Genomic DNA, 19,428 nt, shown 5'->3' with positions numbered 1-19,428 from the left:
GCGCGGCGGGAGTTCACGTCGGATCCTCGCCGTCGCTCAGCCGCTCCCAGTCGCTGCGTCGGCGCTGCACCCGTGGCCCGGAGACCTGCCGCGCGGCTCTCGTGGGCCACCGACCGCCGGCGGCCAGGCCGAGCGCGGCCCCCGACACCACCACGAGGGCCCCCACGACGGCGGCGATGGGACCGGCGACATGGGTCGAGACCACGACGGACTCCGCCGCGGACGGCGTGGGTGCGGAGAAGGCGTCACCGGCGCCTCCGACGGCGGCGCTCGGATCGAGCAGCAGAGCTCCGGTGAGGGCGATGAGCACGAGCCCACACACGAGCACGACGGCGGTGACGACCCTGCGGGCCCAGCCGTCGACGAGGGTCAGGGCGAACGCGCCCGCCCCGGCGGCCAGGGCGACGGGGACGAGGCCGGGCGCGGCCTGCATCCCGGTCGACGTCGTCGCCGAGGACCCCGCCGCGTCACCGACCCGCGCCGACACCCACGTGGACATCGTCGAGGCCAGGGTGATCGCCGCCCCGAGCAGGCACAGGAGGACGACCCGTCCCCGCGTGACCCGGGTAACGCTCCCGGAGGGACCGCTGGTCACGCCGTCGGTGGTGGCGGCGGTGGTGTGCCTGGGGGCGGGCTCAGGGCGATCGGCGGCGTCGTCCGCGGGGCGCGACATCACGGCGCCCGGAGCGTGGCGGCCGCGGTCACGGCCCGCAGCGCCGCGGCGGCCTTGTGCTCGGTCTCGGCGTGTTCCGCCTGGGGTTTGGAGTCGGCCACGATGCCCGCGCCGGCCTGCACGTAGGCGGTGCCGTCGCTGATGACCGCGGTGCGGATGGCGATGGCCATGTCGAGGTCGCCGTGCACGTCGAGGTAGCCCACGACTCCCCCGTACACGCCGCGCCGGAGGGTCTCGAGTTCGTCGATGAGCGACAGCGCGCGGGGTTTCGGGGCCCCCGACAGGGTGCCCGCGGGGAACGTCGCCGCCAGCGCGTCGTAGGCGTTGCGACCCTCCTCAAGCACACCGACGACCGTCGACTCCAGATGCATGATGTGGCTGTACCGGCGGACGTTCATGAACTCCACGACCTCGACGCTGCCGACCTCGCACACGCGCTGGAGGTCGTTGCGGGAGAGGTCGACGAGCATGACGTGCTCGGCGCACTCCTTCTCGTCGGCGCGCAGATCGGCCTCGAGGACCGTGTCCTCCTCGGGCGTGTCGCCGCGTGGGCGCGACCCCGCGATGGGGTGGGTGATGACGCGCCGTCCGGTCACCTTGACCAGGGCCTCGGGGCTGCTGCCGACGACGTCGAAGGGCGTGCCGTCCGGGCGTTCGAGGCGGAGCAGGTACATGTACGGGCTGGGATTGGACACCCGCAGCACCCGGTAGACCTCGAGCGCGTCGGCGGGGCAGTCGATGGAGAACCGCTGGGAGAGCACGACCTGGAACACCTCGCCCGCGCGGATCGCCTCCTTGCCGGTCTCGACGATCGACATGTACTGCTCGGGCGTCATCGAACTCTGGGGCTGCGGGTGCGGGCGGCTCATGGTCGCGACCGTGCTCTCGGCCGGGGCGGCGAGGTCGGCCGTCATCCGATCGAGTCGGGCGACCGCGTCGTCGTAGGCCTCCTCGACGCGCTCGTCGGAGTCGTCGAAGTTGACGGCGTTGGCGATGAGCAGCACGGAGGCGTCGGAGTGGTCGATGACCGCGAGGTCGGTGGCGAGCATCATCGCCAGCTCGGGGATGCGCAGATCGTCGGGGTTGTCGTCAGGGACGCGCTCCCACCGCCGCACCGCGTCGTAGGCCACCATCCCGACCATGCCGCCGGTCAGCGGGGGCATCCCCGGGAGCGCGTCGGTGGCCAGCGCCGTCATCGTGTCGCGCAGGGCCTGCAGCGGATCGCCGCCGGTGGGGACCCCGGCCGGCGGGGTGCCGAGCCAGGTCGCCTCGCCGTCGCGCTCGGTGAGGGTCGCGGCGCTGCGGGCTCCGATGATCGAGTACCGCGACCACACGCCGCCGTGCTCCGCGGACTCCAGGAGGAACGTGCCCACGCGGCCCCGGGCCAGCTTGCGGTACACCCCGACCGGGGTCTCGGCGTCGGCCAGCAGGCGCCGCACGACGGGGATGACCCGCCGCGTGCGGGCGAGGTCGAGGAAGGTGCGGCGGTCGGGCCAGGTGCTGCCGAAGTCCGTGGTCGGTGGGGGCGTGGTCATGACGTCGCCTCTCCGTGTGGGCCGTCGAGGGCCGGCTCGTCGTCGGGCCCGGCATCGCGCCCGGCATCGTTCGGGTCACCGACCCGCGCGTCGAGGTCGGTGTAGAAGCAGGTGCGTTCGCCGGTGTGGCAGGCGGCGCCGACCTGATCGACCCGCACGAGCAGGGCGTCCCCGTCACAGTCGATCGCCACCGACCGCACGTACTGCCGGTGACCGGAGGTGTCGCCCTTGCGCCAGTACTCCCCGCGGCTGCGGGACCAGAAGGTGACCCGGCCGCTGGTGAGGGTGCGGTTCAGCGCCTCGTCGTCCATCCACCCGAGCATGAGGACTTCGCCGGTGTCGTGCTGTTGCACGATCGCGGCGACGAGGCCGGCGCCGTCGCGCTTGAGCGCTCCGGCGAGGTCGGGAGGCAGGGGGTGCTCGATCACCCCTGCATTCTGCCGTGCTGAAAGGAGAACCCGGGACAGCACCGATTCCGCCGTTCGCCACCGGAGGCGAATCTTCCTCTCTACGATCCGAATCGACGGGGTGGTCAGCGCATCCCGCCACACCTCACGGGTGTTCACCGATCAGGGAGTGCCACATGACCGCTCGACCCCTCACCGTCACCGCCGCCCTCGGCTCGCTCGCCGTCGCCGGATCCCTTCTCGTCGGCCCGCCCGCGGCCGCGCTCGGCTCCCCCGCCGTCGCGCCGGCCGCGAACACGGCCGCCTGCACCGACACGCCGGTCTTCGCGGGCCGCGTCCCCAGCCCCTCCTCCTCCATCGGGTTCGACCTCGGCACCCGCAAGGCGAGCGTCGACCAGTTGTACCGGTACATGCAGCAGGTGGATCGCGCCAGCGCCGAGGTGAGCGTCTCCACCTTCGGCAAGACCGCCGAGGGCACGCCCCTGCGCTACGCCCTCATCGGCAAGCCGAACGTGCTGCGCGCCGCACAGTCCGGATCCCTGCCCGCCGACATCGCCGCGCTGCGCGACCCCGCGACCCCGGCCGCCAAGGCCAAGGCCATCGCCGAGCGCTCCCCCTCGATCATCTGGCTCGCCGGCTCCGTGCACGGCAACGAGCCCGCCTCCCTCGACGCGCAGATGCGGGTCCTCTACGAACTCGCCGACCGCACCGACTGTGGCGCGCGGGACATCCTCGACAACGCCCTCGTCGTGCTCGTACCCACCCAGAACCCCGACGGGCACGACGCCGACACCCGCCCCAACGCCGCCGGGTTCGACATGAACCGCGACTGGTTCGCCCGCACCCAGCCCGAGACCCGCGCCAAGCTGGAGCTGATGCAGAAGTTCCCGCCGCAGGTCTTCGTCGACCAGCACGGCATGGGCGGCACCGGCTACTACTTCCCGCCCGTGGCCGACCCGATCCACCACGAACTGCCCAAGCAGGCCCTTGGGTGGATGAACGACATCGCCGGCAAGGCCAGTGCCGAAGCGTTCACCAAGAAGGGCTGGGCCTTCGAGACCTGGCAGGCCGGCTTCGACCTGCTCTACCCGGGCTACGGCGACACCTTCCCGACGATGCGCGACGGCGCCGCCGGCATGACCCACGAGGTCGGTCAGGCGGCCCCCTTCCCCGACCAGGTCGAGAAGCACTACACCGCGGCGATGGCGGCGCTGCAGTCCACCGCCCGGGCGCGCACCCGGATCAACAGCGAGTTCCACCAGCAGTTCGTCGAGGCGAAGGCGCAGGGCGCGGCGTGCACGTTGCAGCCCAACCACGTCGACAACCCCGGCAGCACCCTGCAGCGTCAGGTGCCCGAGGGCAAGGTGTGCGGCTACTTCATCCGCACCGACGACCCGGGACGCAAGCGCGAGGTCGCCACGCTCGTCTCCCGGCTCCAGCAGGACCGCGTCAAGATCGAGCGGCTCCTCGCGCCGGTCCACGTCCCCGATTACACGGCCTACGGCAAGACGCCCAAGGCGACGACGATCCCGGCCGGCAGCTACTGGGTGCCCATGGCACAGGCCCAGAAGCACTGGATCCAGACGATGCTCGGTCAGGACAGCTACGTGCCGTTCCCCTACTTCTACGACGTCACCGCGTGGAGCCTGCCGCTGCTGCAGGACGTCGAGGGCGGCTCGACCGGCACCGTTCCGACCATGCGCACCGCGCCGCTCGCGCCGGTGTCGGTGCCCAAGGCGAGCAACCCCGCCGGGCTCCCCCGCGTCGGCGTCCTCACGCAGGCGGCGACCCCGTACGCCCCCCACCAGAGCACGGCGTGGATGCAGTGGCGGCTGAAGAACGACTGGCGCATCCCGTCCACGACGTTCCAGGCCTCTCAGATCGACAAGGCCACCCTGGCCCGCCTCGACGTGCTGCTCGTGCCCAACGTCAACGGCAAGACGCTCAACGAGACCCTCGGCAAGGACCGCAACAGCGCGATCTCGCAGTGGGTCCGTGAGGGCGGACGTCTGGTCACGTGGAAGGGAGGCACGCAGTACGCCGCGCTCGCCGGACTGTCCTCGGCCGTGCTCAAGGACGCGACCAACGAGGTCCCCGGCGCACTGGTGCGCGTGAAGGCCCACCGGGCCGGGCCGCTCACCGCCCGTGTGGGATCCGCCGCGTGGAGCATGTACGAGGCGGACCCGATCATGACCGCCGGCGCCGGTGAGATCGTCCTGTCCTACCCCAAGGCCGACTCCGCGGACTGGTCGGTCTCGGGCTACGCCAAGGGCATCGAGGAGATCGCCGGCAGCGCGGCTCTGATCGACGAGCAGGTCGGGCAGGGCCGGGTGACGGCCTTCTCGTTCGAGCCGAACTTCCGGGCCTTCACCGACGGCACCGCGGGCATCGTGCGCAACGCGATCATCGATTCCCGCGGCACCCTCGTCCGCTCGGTCGACGAGCCCGGTGGGCGCGGCGCGAGCACCACGCAGAAGCGTCGCGCGGCTGCGGCGGCCTCGACGCTGGACACGGCGACGGCCGAGGTCAAGATCGACGACCGCGCAGCGGTGGCGCAGCGCCGCAACTGACGCCGCCTCGACCGCGGCACGTGGGTGGGCCCGGGCCGCCTCGCTCGGACCGCCTCCCGATCGGAGGCGTTCCGAGCGGGGTCGCCCGGGCCCACCCACGCTCGCATCGTCCGGTCGCCGTCACCGGCCGCGGCTGTGATCATGGGCGCATGACCGGACTCGCCCAGCTCGAACGTGAAGCTCTCTGCGCCACCCTCGTCGACGTCGGCCCCGACGCGCCGACGTTGTGCTCACCCTGGACGACGCGTGACCTCGCGGCGCACCTGGTGATCCGGGAACGCCGTCCGGACGCCCTCCCCGGCGTCCTCATGCCCGCCCTCGCCGACCACACCCAGCGCGTGCAGGACCACTACGCCGCGGGCGACTGGCCGGCCCTGGTGGACCTCGTGCGTGAAGGGCCGCCCGGATGGAACCCGACCCGGGTGCCCGCGGTCGACGACGCCATCAACCTCGGGGAGTTCTTCGTGCATCACGAGGACGTGCTGCGCGCCGCGCCAGGGTGGACCCCCGAGCAGGCGCGCACCCTCTCCGAGGACACGCAGAAGGCCTTGTGGTCGCGGATGCGCCAGGCCGGGCAGTTGTTGTTCCGGAGGGCTCCCGTGGGTGTCGTGCTGCACGCCGCCGGCCACGGGCGACACTCGGCCAAGGGCCCCACGAAGCAGGGCACGGTGGTCATCGAGGGCGCGCCGTCCGAACTCGTGCTCGTCGCCTTCGGGCGCGGTCGGGTGGCCGACGTGACCTACCAGGGCACCGACGCCGCCGTGGAAGCACTCAAGGGCGCCGAGTTCGGCGTGTGAGGTCCGGTTGGCTCCTCGTTCCGCCGACGACCGGTCACCGGTCGTCGGCGGACCGCGTTCACACCTGGAGCAGACGCCGGAGGAACGCGGTGTCGAGGTGCTCCTCGACGGCGTCGGCCAGGCGCTCGATCATCGTCTCCCGACGGGCGGCGAACCCCGGCGCCGAGGTGGCGGGGCGGTAGGTGCTGCCAGCGAGTTCGGCGACCGTGGTGAGGAACGCGCGGCGGAAGTCGTCGTTCTCGAACGCGCCGTGCCAGGTGGTGCCGAAGACCGCACCGGTGCTCCACCCGTCGAGGAACGGCTCGCAGGCGACGGCCTCGGCGTCGTCCTCGAGCCTGGCCACGCCATGGTGGATCTCGTACGCCCACACCTCGTGCCCCCGCCACCGACCGGTGGGGGTGCCGAGCACCTTGTCGGCGCCGAAGTGGACGCTCGTGGGCAGCAGGCCGAGCCCCTCGACGTGGCGCGGCCCGTCGCCGGTCTCGATCCCGTCCGGGTCGGCGATGCGTCTCGCCAGCATCTGGTAGCCGCCGCAGATGCCGAGGACCGGCGCACCGCGGGCGGCCCGCGCCAGCAGTGGCGCTCGCAGACCGCGGTCGATCAGCCAACCCAGGTCGTGCATCGTGCTGCGGCTGCCGGGGAGGACGGCCAGGTCCGCCTCGGCGATCACGTCGGGATCGGCGGTGACGACGACGTCCACCCCGGGCTCGGCGGCCAGTGCGTCGACGTCGGTGGCGTTCGAGAGTCGCGGGAATCCGACGACCGCGACGCGGAGGGTGCCCGCAGCCGCCGGAGCCGTGTCGACCGAGCGTGACCAGCCGCCGAGGGTGAGGGCGTCCTCGCCGTCGAGCCAGGCCCCGTCCAGCCACGGGACGACTCCGAGCACGGGCAGGCCGGTGCGGTCCTCGACGACCGAGAGCCCGGGACGCAGCAGGTCCACGTCGCCGCGGAACTTGTTGACGATCCACCCCCGCAGGTGCGCGCGGTCGGCGTCCTCGAGCAGCGCCCAGGTGCCGTACATCGCGGCGAGGACTCCCCCGCGGTCGATGTCGCCGACGACGAGGACGGGCAGATCCATCGCCCGGGCCAGACCGAGGTTGACGTAGTCGCCCGAGCGCAGGTTGACCTCGGCGGCAGAGCCGGCTCCTTCGGCGAGGACGACGTCGTACCGGGACGCGAGGTCGTCGAACGCCGCGTACGCCGCCTTCGCCAGTTCGGCACGGCCGGTGGCCCATTCGCCCGTGCCGAGCTCGCCGTGCGGTCGCCCCATGAGCACCACGTGGCTCCGGCGGTCCGAGCCGGGCTTGAGCAGTACCGGGTTCATCGCGGCCTCGGGGACGACCCGCGCCGCCACCGCCTGGACCCACTGCGCGCGACCGATCTCGGCACCGTCGGCGCACACCATCGAGTTGTTCGACATGTTCTGGCTCTTGAAGGGCGCGACCCGCACACCTTCGCGCACCAACCAGCGGCACATCCCGGCGGTCAGCAGGCTCTTGCCCGCATCCGAGGTCGTGCCACACAACACGAGCCCGCGAGCCATCACGACCTCCGAACAGAGTGGGGAGAGGTTCCGACGCCGGTCGCCGAACCGCGTGCTACCACAGCACGGTCCGGTCGGAGGGCCAGCAGGATCGCTCCGGCGAGCGAGGCGAGGCCGACGGCGCGGGAGAGCGTGACCGCGCGGGGCAGGTCGCGCACGCCGGCCGGTGGGCCGTCGCCGAGCGTGCCGCGGTCCTCGACCTCTCCGGCGTAGGTGTTCCTCCCGCCGAGCGTGACGCCGAGCGCGCCTGCGGCACTGGCCTCGACCGGACCGGCGTTGGGGCTCGGGTGACCGGTGGCGTCACGGCGCCACACGCGCCAGGCCTCCCGTGGGCTGCCGCCGACCACGGGTGCGGCGAGCACGGTCAGCGCGGCCGTGACCCGCGCGGGTAGCAGGTTGAGGACGTCGTCGAGTCGCGCTGCCGCCCAGCCGAACCGGCGGAGTTCGGGGTGCGGTAGCCGACCATCGCGTCGAGGGTGTTGGCCGCGCGGTAGACGAGCAGGCCGGGCACGCCGGCCACGGCTCCCCAGAACAGCGGGGCGGTGACGGCGTCGGAGGTGTTCTCCGCGAGGGACTCCGTGGCCGCCCGGGCGAGGGCCGCGGCGTCCAGGCCCGTGGCATCGCGGCTGCACAGATGGGAGAGGCGATCGCGCGCACCGGCGAGGTCGTCGACCTCCAGCAGCGTCGCCATCCTGGCCCCCTCGGCGGCCAGGCTCGTCCCGCCGAGCACGGTCCAGGTGGCGACGGCGGTCGTCAGCGTGCGGGCGAGCGGGCTCGGGCCACAGAGCTTCTCGACTGCCGCTGCGCCGGCGAGGGTGCCGCCCACCAGCACTCCGACGTAGGCGGCCCCGGCCGAGCGGGAGTCGGCCTGCATCCGCCGGCGCAACGCCTCCGCCGCCGTACCGAACAGCGCCACGGGGTGCCCGCGCCGCGGATCTCCGAGAGCGACGTCGGCGGCATACCCCAACGCCAGCCCGAGTGCACGTGTCCTCGTCACGGGGAGCAGTGTGTCAGGCCGCCGACCCCCGTTTGACGGGACCCGACGCCGGTGAGATGGTTCACGGACCGATGGACCGCCTCGGGGAAAGACCGGTGAGAACCCGGCGCTGACCCGCAACCGTGAGCCTCGAGATCACTCTCGACGGCGAGCCGGAGCACCCGCAGCGGTCACGGCTCCACCAGTTCGTCGAGGCATGCGAACGGGGGCCGGCGCCTCGCAGCGCCTCCTCTCGCGCGTGCAGGAGGGGGTCCGTCCCCGTGACCGTCCCAACGCGCGTCTCCCGCGTCGTCCGCCCCAGCGTCGTCCTGCTGCTCACCGCGTTGTTCGTGGTGGTGGCCGGCGGTACGGCACAGGCCTCGTCGTACCGGTTCTGGGGGTACTACCCCCTCGTGAACGGCGCGTGGACGTTCGCGACCACGGGCCCGGCGCAGACCGCGCCCGCGGACGGTGCCGTCGAGGGCTGGCGCTACGCCGTGGCCGGCATGGAGGAACCGCGCTTCCCTCGTGCCACGCCCACCTTCGAGCAGATCTGCGGCGCGACTCCGGCCGCCGAAGGCAAGAAGCGCGTCGGTGTCCTGCTCGACTACGGGCGCCAGGCCGATGCCGCCGACGGCGCGGCCCCGCCTCCCGAGCCCCGCACGGCCTGCGCCGTGGTCGCGACGGACGCCTCCGGCGCGGACGTGTTGGCCGCGGTGGCCTCCACCCGCCTCGAGGCCGGCGTCACCTGTGGTGTCGACGGCTACCCCGCCTCGGGCTGTTCCGAGGAAGTGGCGACGCCGCCGGCGGCCGCGGTCGCCGCCGACGAGCCCGTCTCTCCCCGTACCGATTCCCCCGCGCCGTCCGCCCCGGCCGCCCATCCCTCGGGGACCGGTGACGCCCAGGCCGCCGCCACTGCGCAGGAGGCCGATGAGGGCATCGCGGTCTCGGCGTGGGTGCTGGCCGGACTCGTCGTGGCCGCGGTCGCCGCCGCCGTGACGATCTCGCTCCGACGTCGTCGGCAGTCACCGGATCGAGGCTGATGAGTCGAGTGCGGCACTCCGTGGCACGCGCGGTGCACCCCGTGGCGTGGTGGCTGTGGGCGGTGGCGTTGGCCGTCGCCGCGGCCCGGGCCGACGACGTGCTCGTGCTGCTGCTCGTCGCCGCGGTGGCGGTCTGGGTGACCGTGGAACGCGGTGAACCGGGAGGTCTGACGATCCTCGCGGGGTTCTTCGTCATCGGCGTCGTCGCCCTCGTCCTGCGCCTGGTCATGACGGTCCTGCTCGGCGGCGGGGTCGTCGAGGGTCCCGTGGTCCTCTCCCTGCCGGAGCTGCGCCTGCCCGCCTGGGCCGGACGACTGCGACTCGGCGGTGACGTCACCCGGGGCGCCCTCACCGCCTCCCTCATCGAGGCCACCCGCCTCGCTGTCATGCTGCTCTGCCTGGGCGCGGCGAACGCGCTCGCCGGACCCCGGCGGCTCCTGCGTCACGTGCCGGCCACGCTCTACGACGTCGGCACCGCGCTCGTCGTGGCCCTGTCCTACGCACCCGAACTCGTGCGCGACGCCGGCCGGGTGCGGGTCGCTCGGTCCCTGCGCGGCGGCTCCGGCCGGGGTTGCGCGAGGTCGGCACGATGGCCCTGCCGGTCGTCGCCGGCGCGCTGGAACGCTCGCTGCAACTGGCCGCCTCGATGGAGTCCCGCGGGTACGGCCGTGCGGGGCGCGGCGGAGTCCGCCGGCAACGGCGCGCCACCTGGTGCAGTGTGGCGGGCATCGTCGGTGTCTGCGTCGGGGTGTTCGGCCTACTCGATGCGCGCACACCGGTCGCCGTCGCGGCTCCGCTGGTGGGAGCGGGGCTCGTCCTCGCGGTCGGCGCACTCGCGCTCGGTGGCGCGAGCGACCGTCGCACCCCCACCGACCCGATCCGTGGCAGACGCCCGAGACCGTCGTCGTCGCGCTCGGGGTGCTCGCCGCGCTGGCCGTCGGTCTCGCGGCCGGCGAGGAGGTCACGCCCGGAAGCACCGTCCACGTGCTCGTCGTCGGCGCGACCCTGCTCGCGGGCCTCGCCGGAGTCCTGACCCCACCACGGCCCGCGAGCCAGGACCGTGCCCGCGCGATGGCGAGCGTGGCGCGATGATCCACATCGAGGGCCTCGAGGTCACCTACGACGGGGCGGACGCCCCGGCGCTCGTCGTGCCGCACCTGCACGTCGAGGAGGGCGAGCTCGTCCTCCTCGCCGGGCCGACCGGGTGCGGCAAGTCCACGCTGTTGTCCACGCTCAACGGCCTGGTGCCGCATTTCACCGGAGGCACGCTGCGCGGCCGGGTGACCGTGGACGGGCGAGACACCGCCAGGTACCGCCCGCGCGATCTCGCCGACGTCGTCGGGCTGGTGCGGCAGAACCCGTCCGCCTCGTTCGTCACCGACACCGTCGAGGACGAGATCGCCTACGGCATGGAGGTTCTCGGCATCGCGCCCGGTGTCATGCGGCGCCGTGTCGAGGAGATCCTCGACGTCCTCGGGCTCGCCGACGTCCGCGGTGCGCGGCTGCACGCCCTCTCCGGAGGCCAGCAGCAACGGGTGGCGATCGCCGCCGTCCTCGCCGCCGGGCCGGGCATCCTCGTGCTCGACGAACCGACTTCGGCCCTCGACCCCGTCGCTGCCGAGGACGTGCTGTCGGCCCTCACCCGCCTCGTCCACGACATGGCCCTCACGGTCATCCTCGCCGAGCATCGCCTCGAACGCGTGATCCATCACGCCGACCGGGTCGTCCTGCTCGATGAGGGCCGGGCCACCCAGGCGCTGCCACCGGCCGAGGCCATGGCGATCTCGACCGTGTTCCCGCCGGTCGTCGAACTCGGGCGGATGCTCGGCTGGAGTCCGCTGCCGCTGTCGGTTCGGTCGGCCCGTCGTCGGGCGGCGGGGCTGCGCGCCGAGCTCCCACCTCCCCCGCGCCCGCAGGCCACCCCGCCCATGCGGCGGCGGTTCCGGCGCGCCCCCGCCGCGGAGGCGCCGCTGGTGCGGGCCCGGGGTCTGCATGTGCAGCGCGGTGGGGTGCCCGTGCTGCGCGGCGTCGACCTGACGCCGACCGACGGGGGATCACAGTGCTCATGGGCCGCAACGGCTCGGGAAAGTCGACGTTGCTGTGGACCCTCGCCGGCCGGTTGCAGCCCGACCGGGGCGAGATCCGCCTCGACCGACCCGGCGGGCGCCCCGTCGACCCGCGCACCCTGCCCCCGCGGGAGCGGATCGCCCGCGTGGGCCTCGTCCCGCAGGACCCGATGGCGTTGCTGTACGCCGACTCCGTCGCCGAGGAGTGCCGCAGCGCCGACGCCGACATGGGCGCCGAACCAGGGACGACCGCAGCGCTGTTCGCGCGCATCACCGGCGAGGTGGACGCCGAGCGTCACCCGCGCGACCTGTCAGAGGGGCAGCGCCTGGGGCTCGCCCTGGCCGTCATCCTCGCGGCCGGGTCACGGCTGCTCCTGCTCGACGAGCCGACCCGCGGCCTGGACTACGCCGCCAAGGACCGCCTCGTGCGCATCCTCGCCGAACTCTCGGCCGAGGGGCACACGATCCTCGTCGCCACCCACGACGTGGAGTTGGCCGCCGAGATCGCCGACCGCGTCGTGCTCATGGCCGATGGCGTCATCGTCGCGGACGACGACTCGCCGAGCGTCCTGGCGCAGTCGACGGCCTACGCGCCGCAGGTGTCGCGGATCCTGCATCCGCTCCCGTTCCTCACCGTCGACGAGGTCGCCCGGGCGCTCACGGAGGAGGCCTCATGAGCCGCACCGACATCACCCCGATCTCGCGTCCGACGCCGGACGTGCCGAGCGCGCCCGCGGCCCCGCCGACGGGAGCGGTGAGTTCGTCGGCGGCTGCCGCATCGAACGCGCCGGGCCACGCCCACCTCCCGCGCGCCGACCGACTCCGCCGCCGCGGCACCCCCGGCGACACCGCGCCGGAGTGGCCGGGGACGCTCGTGCTCGTCCTGGTCTCCCTGGTGGGACTCATGGCGTTCTTCTGGCCGTTCTTCGCCACGTCGGCGCTCATCGCCGAGCACGCCTCCCTCGCGCCATGGCTGTTCGCCGCACTCATGGCCCTGCTCGGGGTGAGCCTGCTCGCCGAGCAGGGCAACGGGCGTCTGGATGCCAAGACCGTGGCCGTGTTGGGCGCCCTGGCGGCGCTCGGTGGGGCGTTGCGGGTCCTCGGCGCGGGCACGGCGGGGCTCGAACCGGTGTTCTTCCTCGTCGTCGTCGCGGGCCGTGTGCTCGGCAGACGCCTGGCGTTCCTCGGCGGGTGTCTCATCCTGCTCACCGGCGCGTTCCTCACCGGGGCCGTCGGTCCGTGGACCCCCTTCCAGATGATCGCCACCGGCTGGGTCGCCCTGGGCGCCGCGCTGCTTCCCGGGCTCAGAGGCCGCTGGGAGGTCCTCGCCCTGGCGGTCTACGGCGCGATCGCCGCGCTCCTCTACGGGGCGGTGATGAACCTGTGGTTCTGGCCGTTCATGGGTGCGGCCGCACCGCCGGGAGCGGGGTTCGTCCCCGGTGACACCGCCACCAACCTCACCCACTACGCCGCGTTCTACCTCGCGACGTCGCTGGTCTGGGACGCACCTCGCGCCGTGCTCACCGCCGCACTCGTGGGCATCGCGGGGCGTCCGCTGCTGGCCACGCTCCGGCGCGCCACGCGTCGGGCCCGCTTCGAGGGGGCCTCGTGATCACCCTCGTGCTCGGCGGCGTCCGCAGCGGCAAGAGCATGCTCGCCGAGCGTCTGCTCGCCGGGTCGGCGGCCCGCTACGTCGCACCGGGCCCGGTGCCCGACCCGCACGATCCGCGCGACGCCGAGTGGGCCGAGCGTGTCCGCGCCCACCGCGAGCGTCGACCCGCCGCGTGGTTCACCGTCGAGACCGGCGACGTGGCCGGCGTGCTCGGCGAGGACGGCCCCCGGTGCTCGTCGACTGTCTCGGCACGTGGCTGACCCGCGTCGTCGACGACGCGGGCGCGTGGGACGACCGCGAGGCCGCGCGGCGGACCGTCGAGACCGCCCGTGTCGGTCTGCTCGAGGCTCTGCGCACCTGCCCGTGCGACGCGGTGCTGGTGAGCAACGAGGTGGGGCTGGGCGTCGTGCCGGCCACGCCGTCGGGGCGGTTGTTCCGCGACGAGCTCGGTCGCCTCAACACCGCCGTCGCCGACCTCGCCGACGAAGTGCTGCTCGTCGTCGCGGGGCGCGTTCTCGACCTGTCCACGGCACCCGGCCTCGACGCCTTCGCGGCCGGCCGATCGAGGAGTGCGCGATGAGCACGACACCGGACGAGCCGACGACGGGTGGATCTGCGGGATCGGCGTCGCGATGGCCGGTGCTCGACGGCTGGCGGATGGCGGTCGGCACGCTCACCGCCGTTCCGGTGCGGCCCCCTTCACATGTCGACTCCCGCGTGGCCGGGATCGCGATGCTGCTGGCCCCCGTCGCGGCGCTCCTGCCGGCGGCCGTGTGGGCGGCGATGGGTCTGCTCGCGGTCCTCGGCGACTCGCCCTCGGTCGCGCTCGTGCTGGCGGTCGTCGCCGTCTGCGGGCAGGTCCTGGCCACCCGCGCCCTGCACCTCGACGGTCTGGCCGACCTCGCCGACGGGCTCTCGGCGAGCTATGACCGTCGCACGGCGCTCGCGATCATGAAGACCGGCGACGTCGGCCCGAGCGGCGCGACCGCCATCGTCCTCACCCTGGTCCTCCAGATCGCGGCCACCGCGGCCCTGTTCACGCAGGCCGCCGCTCAGCCGGCGGTGCTGTGCCTCGGTGTGACCGCCGTGATCGCCTCTCGGTTCGTGCTCGCGGTCGCGTGTGTGCGCGGAGTACCCGCCGCGACGCCCGCGGGGTTGGGGGCCACGGTCGCGGGCAGCGTCTCCCGGGTCGCGCTGGTGGTCGCCGGGGTCGTCCTCGTCCTCGTGTGCGCCTCGGGGCATTTCTTCTTCGGCATCTCGAGGCTGTCCGTGATCGTCATCGTCGCCGCCGGTGTCCTCACCGCTGTGGCCGTCGTGGCTCGCGCGGTGAGCCGGCTCGGCGGCATCACGGGCGACGTCCTGGGCGCGACCGTCGAGATCGCGTGCGCCACCACGCTCCTCACCGCCGCCCTCTACGCCGCGCTGGTGCTGACGCCGCTCTGAGGGCCGCGTGTCAGCCGAGCAGGCGGGAGAGGAAACGCCGGGTCGGCTCCTCCTGGGGCGCGTCGATGACCTGCGCGGGCGGGCCGATCTCGGCGATCACTCCCCCGTGCAGGTGGGCGACGACGTCGGCGACCTGCCGGGCGAAGCCCATCTCGTGGGTGTTGAGGATCATCGTCATGCCCTCGTCCGCGAGGGATCGCAGCAGGTCGAGCACCTCGCCCACCAGTTCGGGGTCCAGGGCCGAGGTCACCTCGTCGAGCAGCAGCAACTCGGGCCGGTTGACCAGCGCGCGGGCGATCGCCACCCGCTGCTGCTGTCCGCCGGAGAGGTCGTCGGGGCGGGCTCGCGCCTTCTCCCCCAGGCCGACCCGCTCGAGCATCTCCAGTGACGCCGCGCGCGCCTCCGCCTTGGTCCGGCCGTGGACCCGCACGGGCGCGAGCATGACGTTCTCCAGCACGGACAGGTGCGGGAAGAGGTTGTAGGCCTGGAAGACGATCCCGATGCGGGAGCGCACCTCGTCGGCGTTCACCCGCGGGTCGGTGAGTTCCTCCCCTTGAGCATGACGACCCCGTCGTCGACGACCTCGAGCAGGTTGACGCACCGTAGCAGGGTCGACTTGCCCGAGCCGGACCCGCCGATGAGCACGACGCACTGGCCGGCGTACACGTCGAGGTCGATGTCCTTCAGGACGAGGTTGCGCGGCGTCCCGCGGCCGTGCCCCGGGAAGGACTTGCGCAGGCCCCGCAGCGAGAGCAGGGGCTCGTCCGCCTGCGGCGTGTGCGAGGCGGTCACAGCGCCCCCGCCCCTGCGTAGCCCTGACGCCGGGCGACCCAGTCGGTGAAGCGGGCCATCGGCACCGTGAGCGCGATGAAGAGCAGACCGGCGACCACGTACGGCGTGTAGTTGAAGTCGGACGCCGTCTCGATCTGCGCGGCGCGGACGGCGTCGACCACCCCGAGGATCGAGATGAGTCCGGAGTCCTTCTGCAGCGACACCAGGTCGTTGAGCAGCGGCGGCTGCACCCGCCGGATCGCCTGCGGGACGACGACGTGGCGCAGGGTCTGGGTGTAGCTCAGCCCCAGGGAGCGGGCGGCGGCCCGCTGCGAGGGGTGCACCGATTCGATGCCGGCGCGGAACACCTCGGCCACGTACGCCGAGTACGACAGCACGAGCGCGCAGCAGCCCCAGAAGAGGACGTTCGTCGGCAGCCCTTGGAGGCGCAGCGCCGGTGCGCCGTACCCGAACAGCAGCAGCACGAGGATGAGCGGGAGCCCGCGGAAAAGGTCGACGTACAGGGTGCCGGCCAGGCGGAAGGGGAAGAAGACGGGTCCGCGCAGGGTGCGCAGGATCGCGACGAACAGGCCGAGGACGAAGATGATCAGCCCGCACACGACCATGATCCGGATGTTCAGCCAGAGCCCGGCGAGGACCGCGGGAAACGCCTCGATCGCCTTCTCGAGATTGAAGTAGGTCCACTGCACCCTCGGCCAGCCGGGTGAGGAGGTCAGGGCGATCCACAGCAGCGCCACCAGCACGATCGTGCTCGCCGCCGACAAGGCCGTCGAGCGGACCGCCCGCGACCGTCGGTAGGTCGCCCGCTCGCGCTCACGCTCGGACGGGGTCCAGTCGACGGTGGCGGGTGAGGCGCCGTTCACGAGAGTTCTGGCGCGCCCTGCCGGCTCAGCCACTGCTGCTCCAGCTTCTCCAGCGTGCCGTCCTCGCGCAGGGAGTCCACGGCCCCGCTGACGCAGGTCGTCAGCGACGACTCCTTGTCGAGCACCGCACCGAACTGTTCGGCCTCGGCGCCGGCGGGCAGCTGGCCGACGATGACGCCGTCGTCGAGCTGCACGGACGTCATGTAGAACGCGGTGGGCAGGTCGACGACGACGCCGTCGATCTGGCGGTTCTTCAGCGCCTGCACGGCGAGGTCGTTGGTGTCGAACACGTTCGGCTGAGCCGACGGCTTGATCTGCTCGGTGATGGCGCTGTAGGAGGTCGTACCCACCTGCGCGCCGAGTCGGGCGGAGGCGAGGTCGGCGACCTTCTGCCGTCCGTCGATGGGTGAGCCCTTGTACGTCACCACGGCCTGACGCACGTCGTAGTAGCCGGAGGAGAAGTCGACGGCCTGCTTGCGGTCCTCCTTGATGGAGATCTGGTTGAGGTCGAAGTCGAACTTCTTGGGCCCGGGCGCGATGGCCGTGTTGAACGGGACGTCCACCCACGTGACCTCGTTGCGCTCGAACCCGAGCCGCTCGGCGATGGCGTACGCGACGGCGCTCTCATACCCCTCGCCGTTGCTCGGTTCGTCGTCGAGGAACCACGGCTCGTAGGCCGGGGTGTCGGTGCCGATGGTGAGCGAGCCCGGCGTCGTGAGCTCCAGGTGCTCCTTGCCGCAGGCGTCGGACGCACCGGAGGCGCCGGTCTGCGAGCCGCCGGCCTGCGTCGCGGGAGCTCCCGGCTGCGCTCCTCCCCCATCGGTGGGGGCGCTGCAGGCTGCGAGAGCCAGCAACGGGAACACGAGCGGGACGAGGCGTGGGAACCGCATGCGGACTCCTTCACAAAGCGGGTGGCAGGTGCGTCGACAGGGGTCGGCCGCCACAGTATGCACCGTGACTCATCCGGGCGAGTCGGGTGGCCGGGACGGAACATCAGGGGTGGGCGTGGGCGGCCGGACGCGGTGGCCGGGAGGCGTGTCGCCGTACGGCGACATCGGAGTATGTAGCCGTACGGCCACACTTCGACATGTAGCGGTACGACGACAGGATGCCCCCGCATGGACACGATCAGAGACCTCGGCGCGGTGGTGCGCACCCGCCGGCACGAGCTGGGGGTCAGCCAGGAGGAGCTCAGTCGCCGGGCAGGCGTGTCGCGGCCCTGGTTGTCCCGCGTGGAGGCAGGGCGGCATCCCCGGGCCGAGATGCAGAAGATCCTCGACGTCCTCGGCGCGCTCGAGCTGGACTTCACGCTCTCTCCGGCCCGGCCGCGCGGAGATGCGGTCACGGACGACGACCCCTTCCGCCACCACTTCGGAGGCGGCTCATGACGTCGCGTCTCGTGGTGCACCTCGCGGGGAGACCAGCCGGGCAACTGACGCAGAGCCCGGGCGGCACCCTCGCGTCACCCAGATGAGGCCTCGACCTCGTCCGTGAAGATCAGAGCCTCCGTGCCGGCCCGCAGCACCCGTGACGGATGATCGTCGACGACCACGACTTGGCGATGTTCTCCGGTGATCCATAGGGGTTCGAGGTCCGGGGCAGCCGCCCCCACTGGAGAAGCGAACGACGCGCATGCTGCGTCACGAGGCCCGCCCAGACCGCCTTCCATAGGCGGCGGTCTCGGCGCGAAAACACGCTCCCGAGACCCCTTGCCGAGCGGTGCGCGAATGTTCACATACCTGCTGCTCCCTGTGGGCGTGATCGCACAAACGTAGTAGACTGGAAGCACGTCGTGAACCACTTCTCGAAAGGTCTTCTCATGCCCACGTCCACGTCTTCGCCCGCGGTGTTGGCACCGCCGCGGGGCTGGGGTGTGGGCGCAGCGGTGCCGTCGGGGACGTTCGCCGGGCTCGGTGATGAGGAGTTGTTGGTCGAGCTGGAGACCCATGAGCGGATGAAGGCGTGGATCGAGGCTCGTGGGATTGCGGTGGTCGAGGAGTTGGCGCGGCGTCGGGAGCGGGAGGCGCTGGCGGAGTTGGACGAGCGGGACCGTGACGCGCTGAGTAGGACTCGGACGTTGGTGGTGGTCGGGGTGCGGGAGGCGGTGGTCGATGAGGTCGCGTTGGCCACCGGCGCCGGTCAGCGCGCTGCTGAGACGCGGGTGCGGATGGCGCGGGAATGGGAACGCTTCACCCCCGTGCGTGAGGCTTTGGCTGCGGGGCGGATGAGTTGGTCGCGGGCCGTGCAGGTGTCCACCCGTACCAGTGAGGTGGACTCGGGTCGGATGCGCAGGATCGTGGAGAAGGTCCTGGCGCCGTACATCCCTGGGCCGGGTGGGGATTCGGGTGGGTTGGAGGTGCCGCAGTCGGTGTTCTCCTGGCGTCTGGGACGCGCCGTCGCCGCGGTCACCACCTCCCGGCAGCGGCACGAAGACGCGATCGCGCGTCGGGACGCGTGGGCGGTGATCAACCCCGACGCCGACGGAACCATGACCCTGACCGGCACGCCGGACGCATCACCGCCGCATTCACCCGCGTCGACGACATCGCCCGCCGCCTGCGCCGCGAGGGCGACTCCCGCACGCTGACGCAGTTGCGCTCCGACATCGGCCTGGACCTGCTCATCGACGGCCAGATCACCCCCGAGGGCCGTCCATTGTTCGGTGGGGAGCTTCCCCCGGCACACGTCACTGTCGTGGTCTCGGCCGCCTCCCTGCTGGGTGTGAACGATGCCCCGGGGACGGTGGACCTGCGGGGGCGGGAGGAGCACCTGCCCGCGTTCGCGGTGCGTGATCTGGCGTTGAGTCGGGGATCGGTGTGGCGACGCCTGGTCACCGACCCGACCACCGGGATGATGACGGAGTTGAGCACCGAGCGGTATGAGATCACCGGTGACCTGCGTGAGCGGATCCTGGCCCGGGATCGGCACTCCCGCGTTCCGGGATCGATGCGACCCGCGTCACGGTGCGACACCGATCACGAGGGGGTGTCAGATGGTCTGTGTAAGCGAGGGGTCTCCCACCTGAAGGAGATTGACTATGGCTATGACCAAGCCGAAGAAGAGCGACGAGCCCGGGCAGGAGCCTGAAGCGCGTCAGTTGCGTCGTGA

16 protein-coding genes and 4 pseudogenes are annotated in these 19,428 nt (G+C 72.6%); 12 read left to right on the top strand and 8 right to left on the bottom strand.

Going from position 1 to position 19,428, the window contains the following annotated elements:
• Positions 1-13 precede the first annotated feature (13 nt).
• The 3 genes from QQK49_RS07205 to hisI are packed head-to-tail and all read right to left on the bottom strand — an operon-like array spanning position 14 to position 2,633.
• Positions 14-673 carry a Trp biosynthesis-associated membrane protein gene (locus tag QQK49_RS07205; RefSeq protein WP_284303346.1) on the bottom strand — a complete coding sequence of 220 codons (660 nt, stop codon included), beginning with the start codon at positions 671-673 and terminating at the stop codon, positions 14-16.
• On the bottom strand, positions 673-2,208 hold the full coding sequence (locus QQK49_RS07200) for an anthranilate synthase component I (protein WP_284303345.1): 1,536 nt from the start codon (positions 2,206-2,208) through the stop codon (positions 673-675). Before QQK49_RS07200 ends, QQK49_RS07205 begins: the two co-directional genes overlap by 1 nt.
• Positions 2,205-2,633, bottom strand: coding sequence for a phosphoribosyl-AMP cyclohydrolase (hisI, locus tag QQK49_RS07195; RefSeq protein WP_284305843.1), 429 nt, complete (start codon positions 2,631-2,633; stop codon positions 2,205-2,207). Before hisI ends, QQK49_RS07200 begins: the two co-directional genes overlap by 4 nt.
• A gap of 158 nt (positions 2,634-2,791) precedes the next feature.
• Between hisI and QQK49_RS07190 the strand changes: the two genes are divergently transcribed.
• Positions 2,792-5,185, top strand: coding sequence for a M14 family zinc carboxypeptidase (locus tag QQK49_RS07190; protein WP_284303344.1), 2,394 nt, complete (start codon positions 2,792-2,794; stop codon positions 5,183-5,185).
• 149 nt (positions 5,186-5,334) lie between these two features.
• Complete coding sequence (locus tag QQK49_RS07185; protein ID WP_284303343.1) at positions 5,335-5,982, top strand: TIGR03085 family metal-binding protein; 648 nt, start codon at positions 5,335-5,337, stop codon at positions 5,980-5,982.
• A 58-nt stretch (positions 5,983-6,040) separates the two neighbouring features.
• Here QQK49_RS07185 and QQK49_RS07180 read toward each other — a convergent pair whose 3' ends face one another.
• The gene (locus QQK49_RS07180) at positions 6,041-7,525 is read right to left on the bottom strand and encodes a cobyric acid synthase (protein WP_284303342.1); all 1,485 of its coding nucleotides are present in this window, start codon (positions 7,523-7,525) and stop codon (positions 6,041-6,043) included.
• Positions 7,525-8,441: pseudogene (gene cbiB, locus QQK49_RS07175) on the bottom strand (adenosylcobinamide-phosphate synthase CbiB). Before cbiB ends, QQK49_RS07180 begins: the two are co-directional and overlap by 1 nt.
• Positions 8,442-8,782: 341 nt before the next feature.
• Between cbiB and QQK49_RS07170 the strand changes: the two are divergent.
• The 7 genes and pseudogenes from QQK49_RS07170 to QQK49_RS07135 all read left to right on the top strand — a co-directional run bounded on the left by QQK49_RS07170 (position 8,783) and on the right by QQK49_RS07135 (position 14,665).
• Positions 8,783-9,544 carry an SCO2322 family protein gene (locus QQK49_RS07170; RefSeq protein WP_284303341.1) on the top strand — a complete coding sequence of 254 codons (762 nt, stop codon included), beginning with the start codon at positions 8,783-8,785 and terminating at the stop codon, positions 9,542-9,544.
• A 589-nt stretch (positions 9,545-10,133) separates the two neighbouring features.
• Positions 10,134-10,577 carry a hypothetical protein gene (locus QQK49_RS07165; RefSeq protein WP_284303340.1) on the top strand — a complete coding sequence of 148 codons (444 nt, stop codon included), beginning with the start codon at positions 10,134-10,136 and terminating at the stop codon, positions 10,575-10,577.
• 55 nt (positions 10,578-10,632) lie between these two features.
• A pseudogene (locus tag QQK49_RS07160) lies at positions 10,633-11,082 on the top strand (ABC transporter ATP-binding protein); the annotation flags it as partial.
• Positions 11,083-11,609: 527 nt separating this feature from the next.
• The gene (locus QQK49_RS07155; protein ID WP_284303339.1) at positions 11,610-12,287 is read left to right on the top strand and encodes an ATP-binding cassette domain-containing protein; all 678 of its coding nucleotides are present in this window, start codon (positions 11,610-11,612) and stop codon (positions 12,285-12,287) included.
• Positions 12,284-13,222 carry an ECF transporter S component gene (locus QQK49_RS07150; protein WP_284303338.1) on the top strand — a complete coding sequence of 313 codons (939 nt, stop codon included), beginning with the start codon at positions 12,284-12,286 and terminating at the stop codon, positions 13,220-13,222. The genes QQK49_RS07155 and QQK49_RS07150 overlap by 4 nt, the downstream gene beginning before the upstream one ends.
• Positions 13,223-13,260: 38 nt before the next feature.
• Positions 13,261-13,802 (top strand): annotated as a pseudogene (locus QQK49_RS22685) (bifunctional adenosylcobinamide kinase/adenosylcobinamide-phosphate guanylyltransferase).
• Positions 13,799-14,665 carry an adenosylcobinamide-GDP ribazoletransferase gene (locus QQK49_RS07135; protein ID WP_284303335.1) on the top strand — a complete coding sequence of 289 codons (867 nt, stop codon included), beginning with the start codon at positions 13,799-13,801 and terminating at the stop codon, positions 14,663-14,665. Before QQK49_RS22685 ends, QQK49_RS07135 begins: the two are co-directional and overlap by 4 nt.
• Positions 14,666-14,675: 10 nt before the next feature.
• Here QQK49_RS07135 and QQK49_RS07130 read toward each other — a convergent pair.
• The 3 genes and pseudogenes from QQK49_RS07130 to QQK49_RS07120 form a co-directional block, all read right to left on the bottom strand.
• Positions 14,676-15,457 (bottom strand): annotated as a pseudogene (locus tag QQK49_RS07130) (amino acid ABC transporter ATP-binding protein).
• Positions 15,454-16,320, bottom strand: a complete 867-nt coding sequence (locus tag QQK49_RS07125; protein WP_284303334.1) for an amino acid ABC transporter permease — start codon at positions 16,318-16,320, stop codon at positions 15,454-15,456. Before QQK49_RS07125 ends, QQK49_RS07130 begins: the two are co-directional and overlap by 4 nt.
• A complete protein-coding gene (locus QQK49_RS07120) occupies positions 16,317-17,210 on the bottom strand; it encodes an ABC transporter substrate-binding protein (RefSeq protein ID WP_284303333.1) in 894 nt (297 codons plus the stop codon). The genes QQK49_RS07125 and QQK49_RS07120 overlap by 4 nt, the downstream gene beginning before the upstream one ends.
• A 228-nt stretch (positions 17,211-17,438) precedes the next feature.
• Here QQK49_RS07120 and QQK49_RS07115 point away from each other — a divergent pair, with 228 nt between their 5' ends.
• From QQK49_RS07115 to QQK49_RS07105, 3 genes are all read left to right on the top strand, one after another.
• Positions 17,439-17,708: a helix-turn-helix domain-containing protein gene (locus tag QQK49_RS07115; RefSeq protein WP_284303332.1), complete on the top strand. Its 270-nt coding sequence runs from the start codon at positions 17,439-17,441 to the stop codon at positions 17,706-17,708.
• 431 nt (positions 17,709-18,139) lie between these two features.
• Positions 18,140-18,907, top strand: coding sequence for a hypothetical protein (locus tag QQK49_RS07110; protein ID WP_284303331.1), 768 nt, complete (start codon positions 18,140-18,142; stop codon positions 18,905-18,907).
• Positions 18,908-18,912: 5 nt separating this feature from the next.
• Positions 18,913-19,407 carry a hypothetical protein gene (locus QQK49_RS07105; protein WP_284303235.1) on the top strand — a complete coding sequence of 165 codons (495 nt, stop codon included), beginning with the start codon at positions 18,913-18,915 and terminating at the stop codon, positions 19,405-19,407.
• Positions 19,408-19,428: the final 21 nt, after the last annotated feature.

The sequence above is a fragment of the Mobilicoccus caccae genome (genome assembly GCF_030161635.1).
GTDB lineage: Bacteria > Actinomycetota > Actinomycetes > Actinomycetales > Dermatophilaceae > Mobilicoccus > Mobilicoccus caccae.
This window is presented reverse-complemented; position numbering and strand designations above follow the sequence as displayed.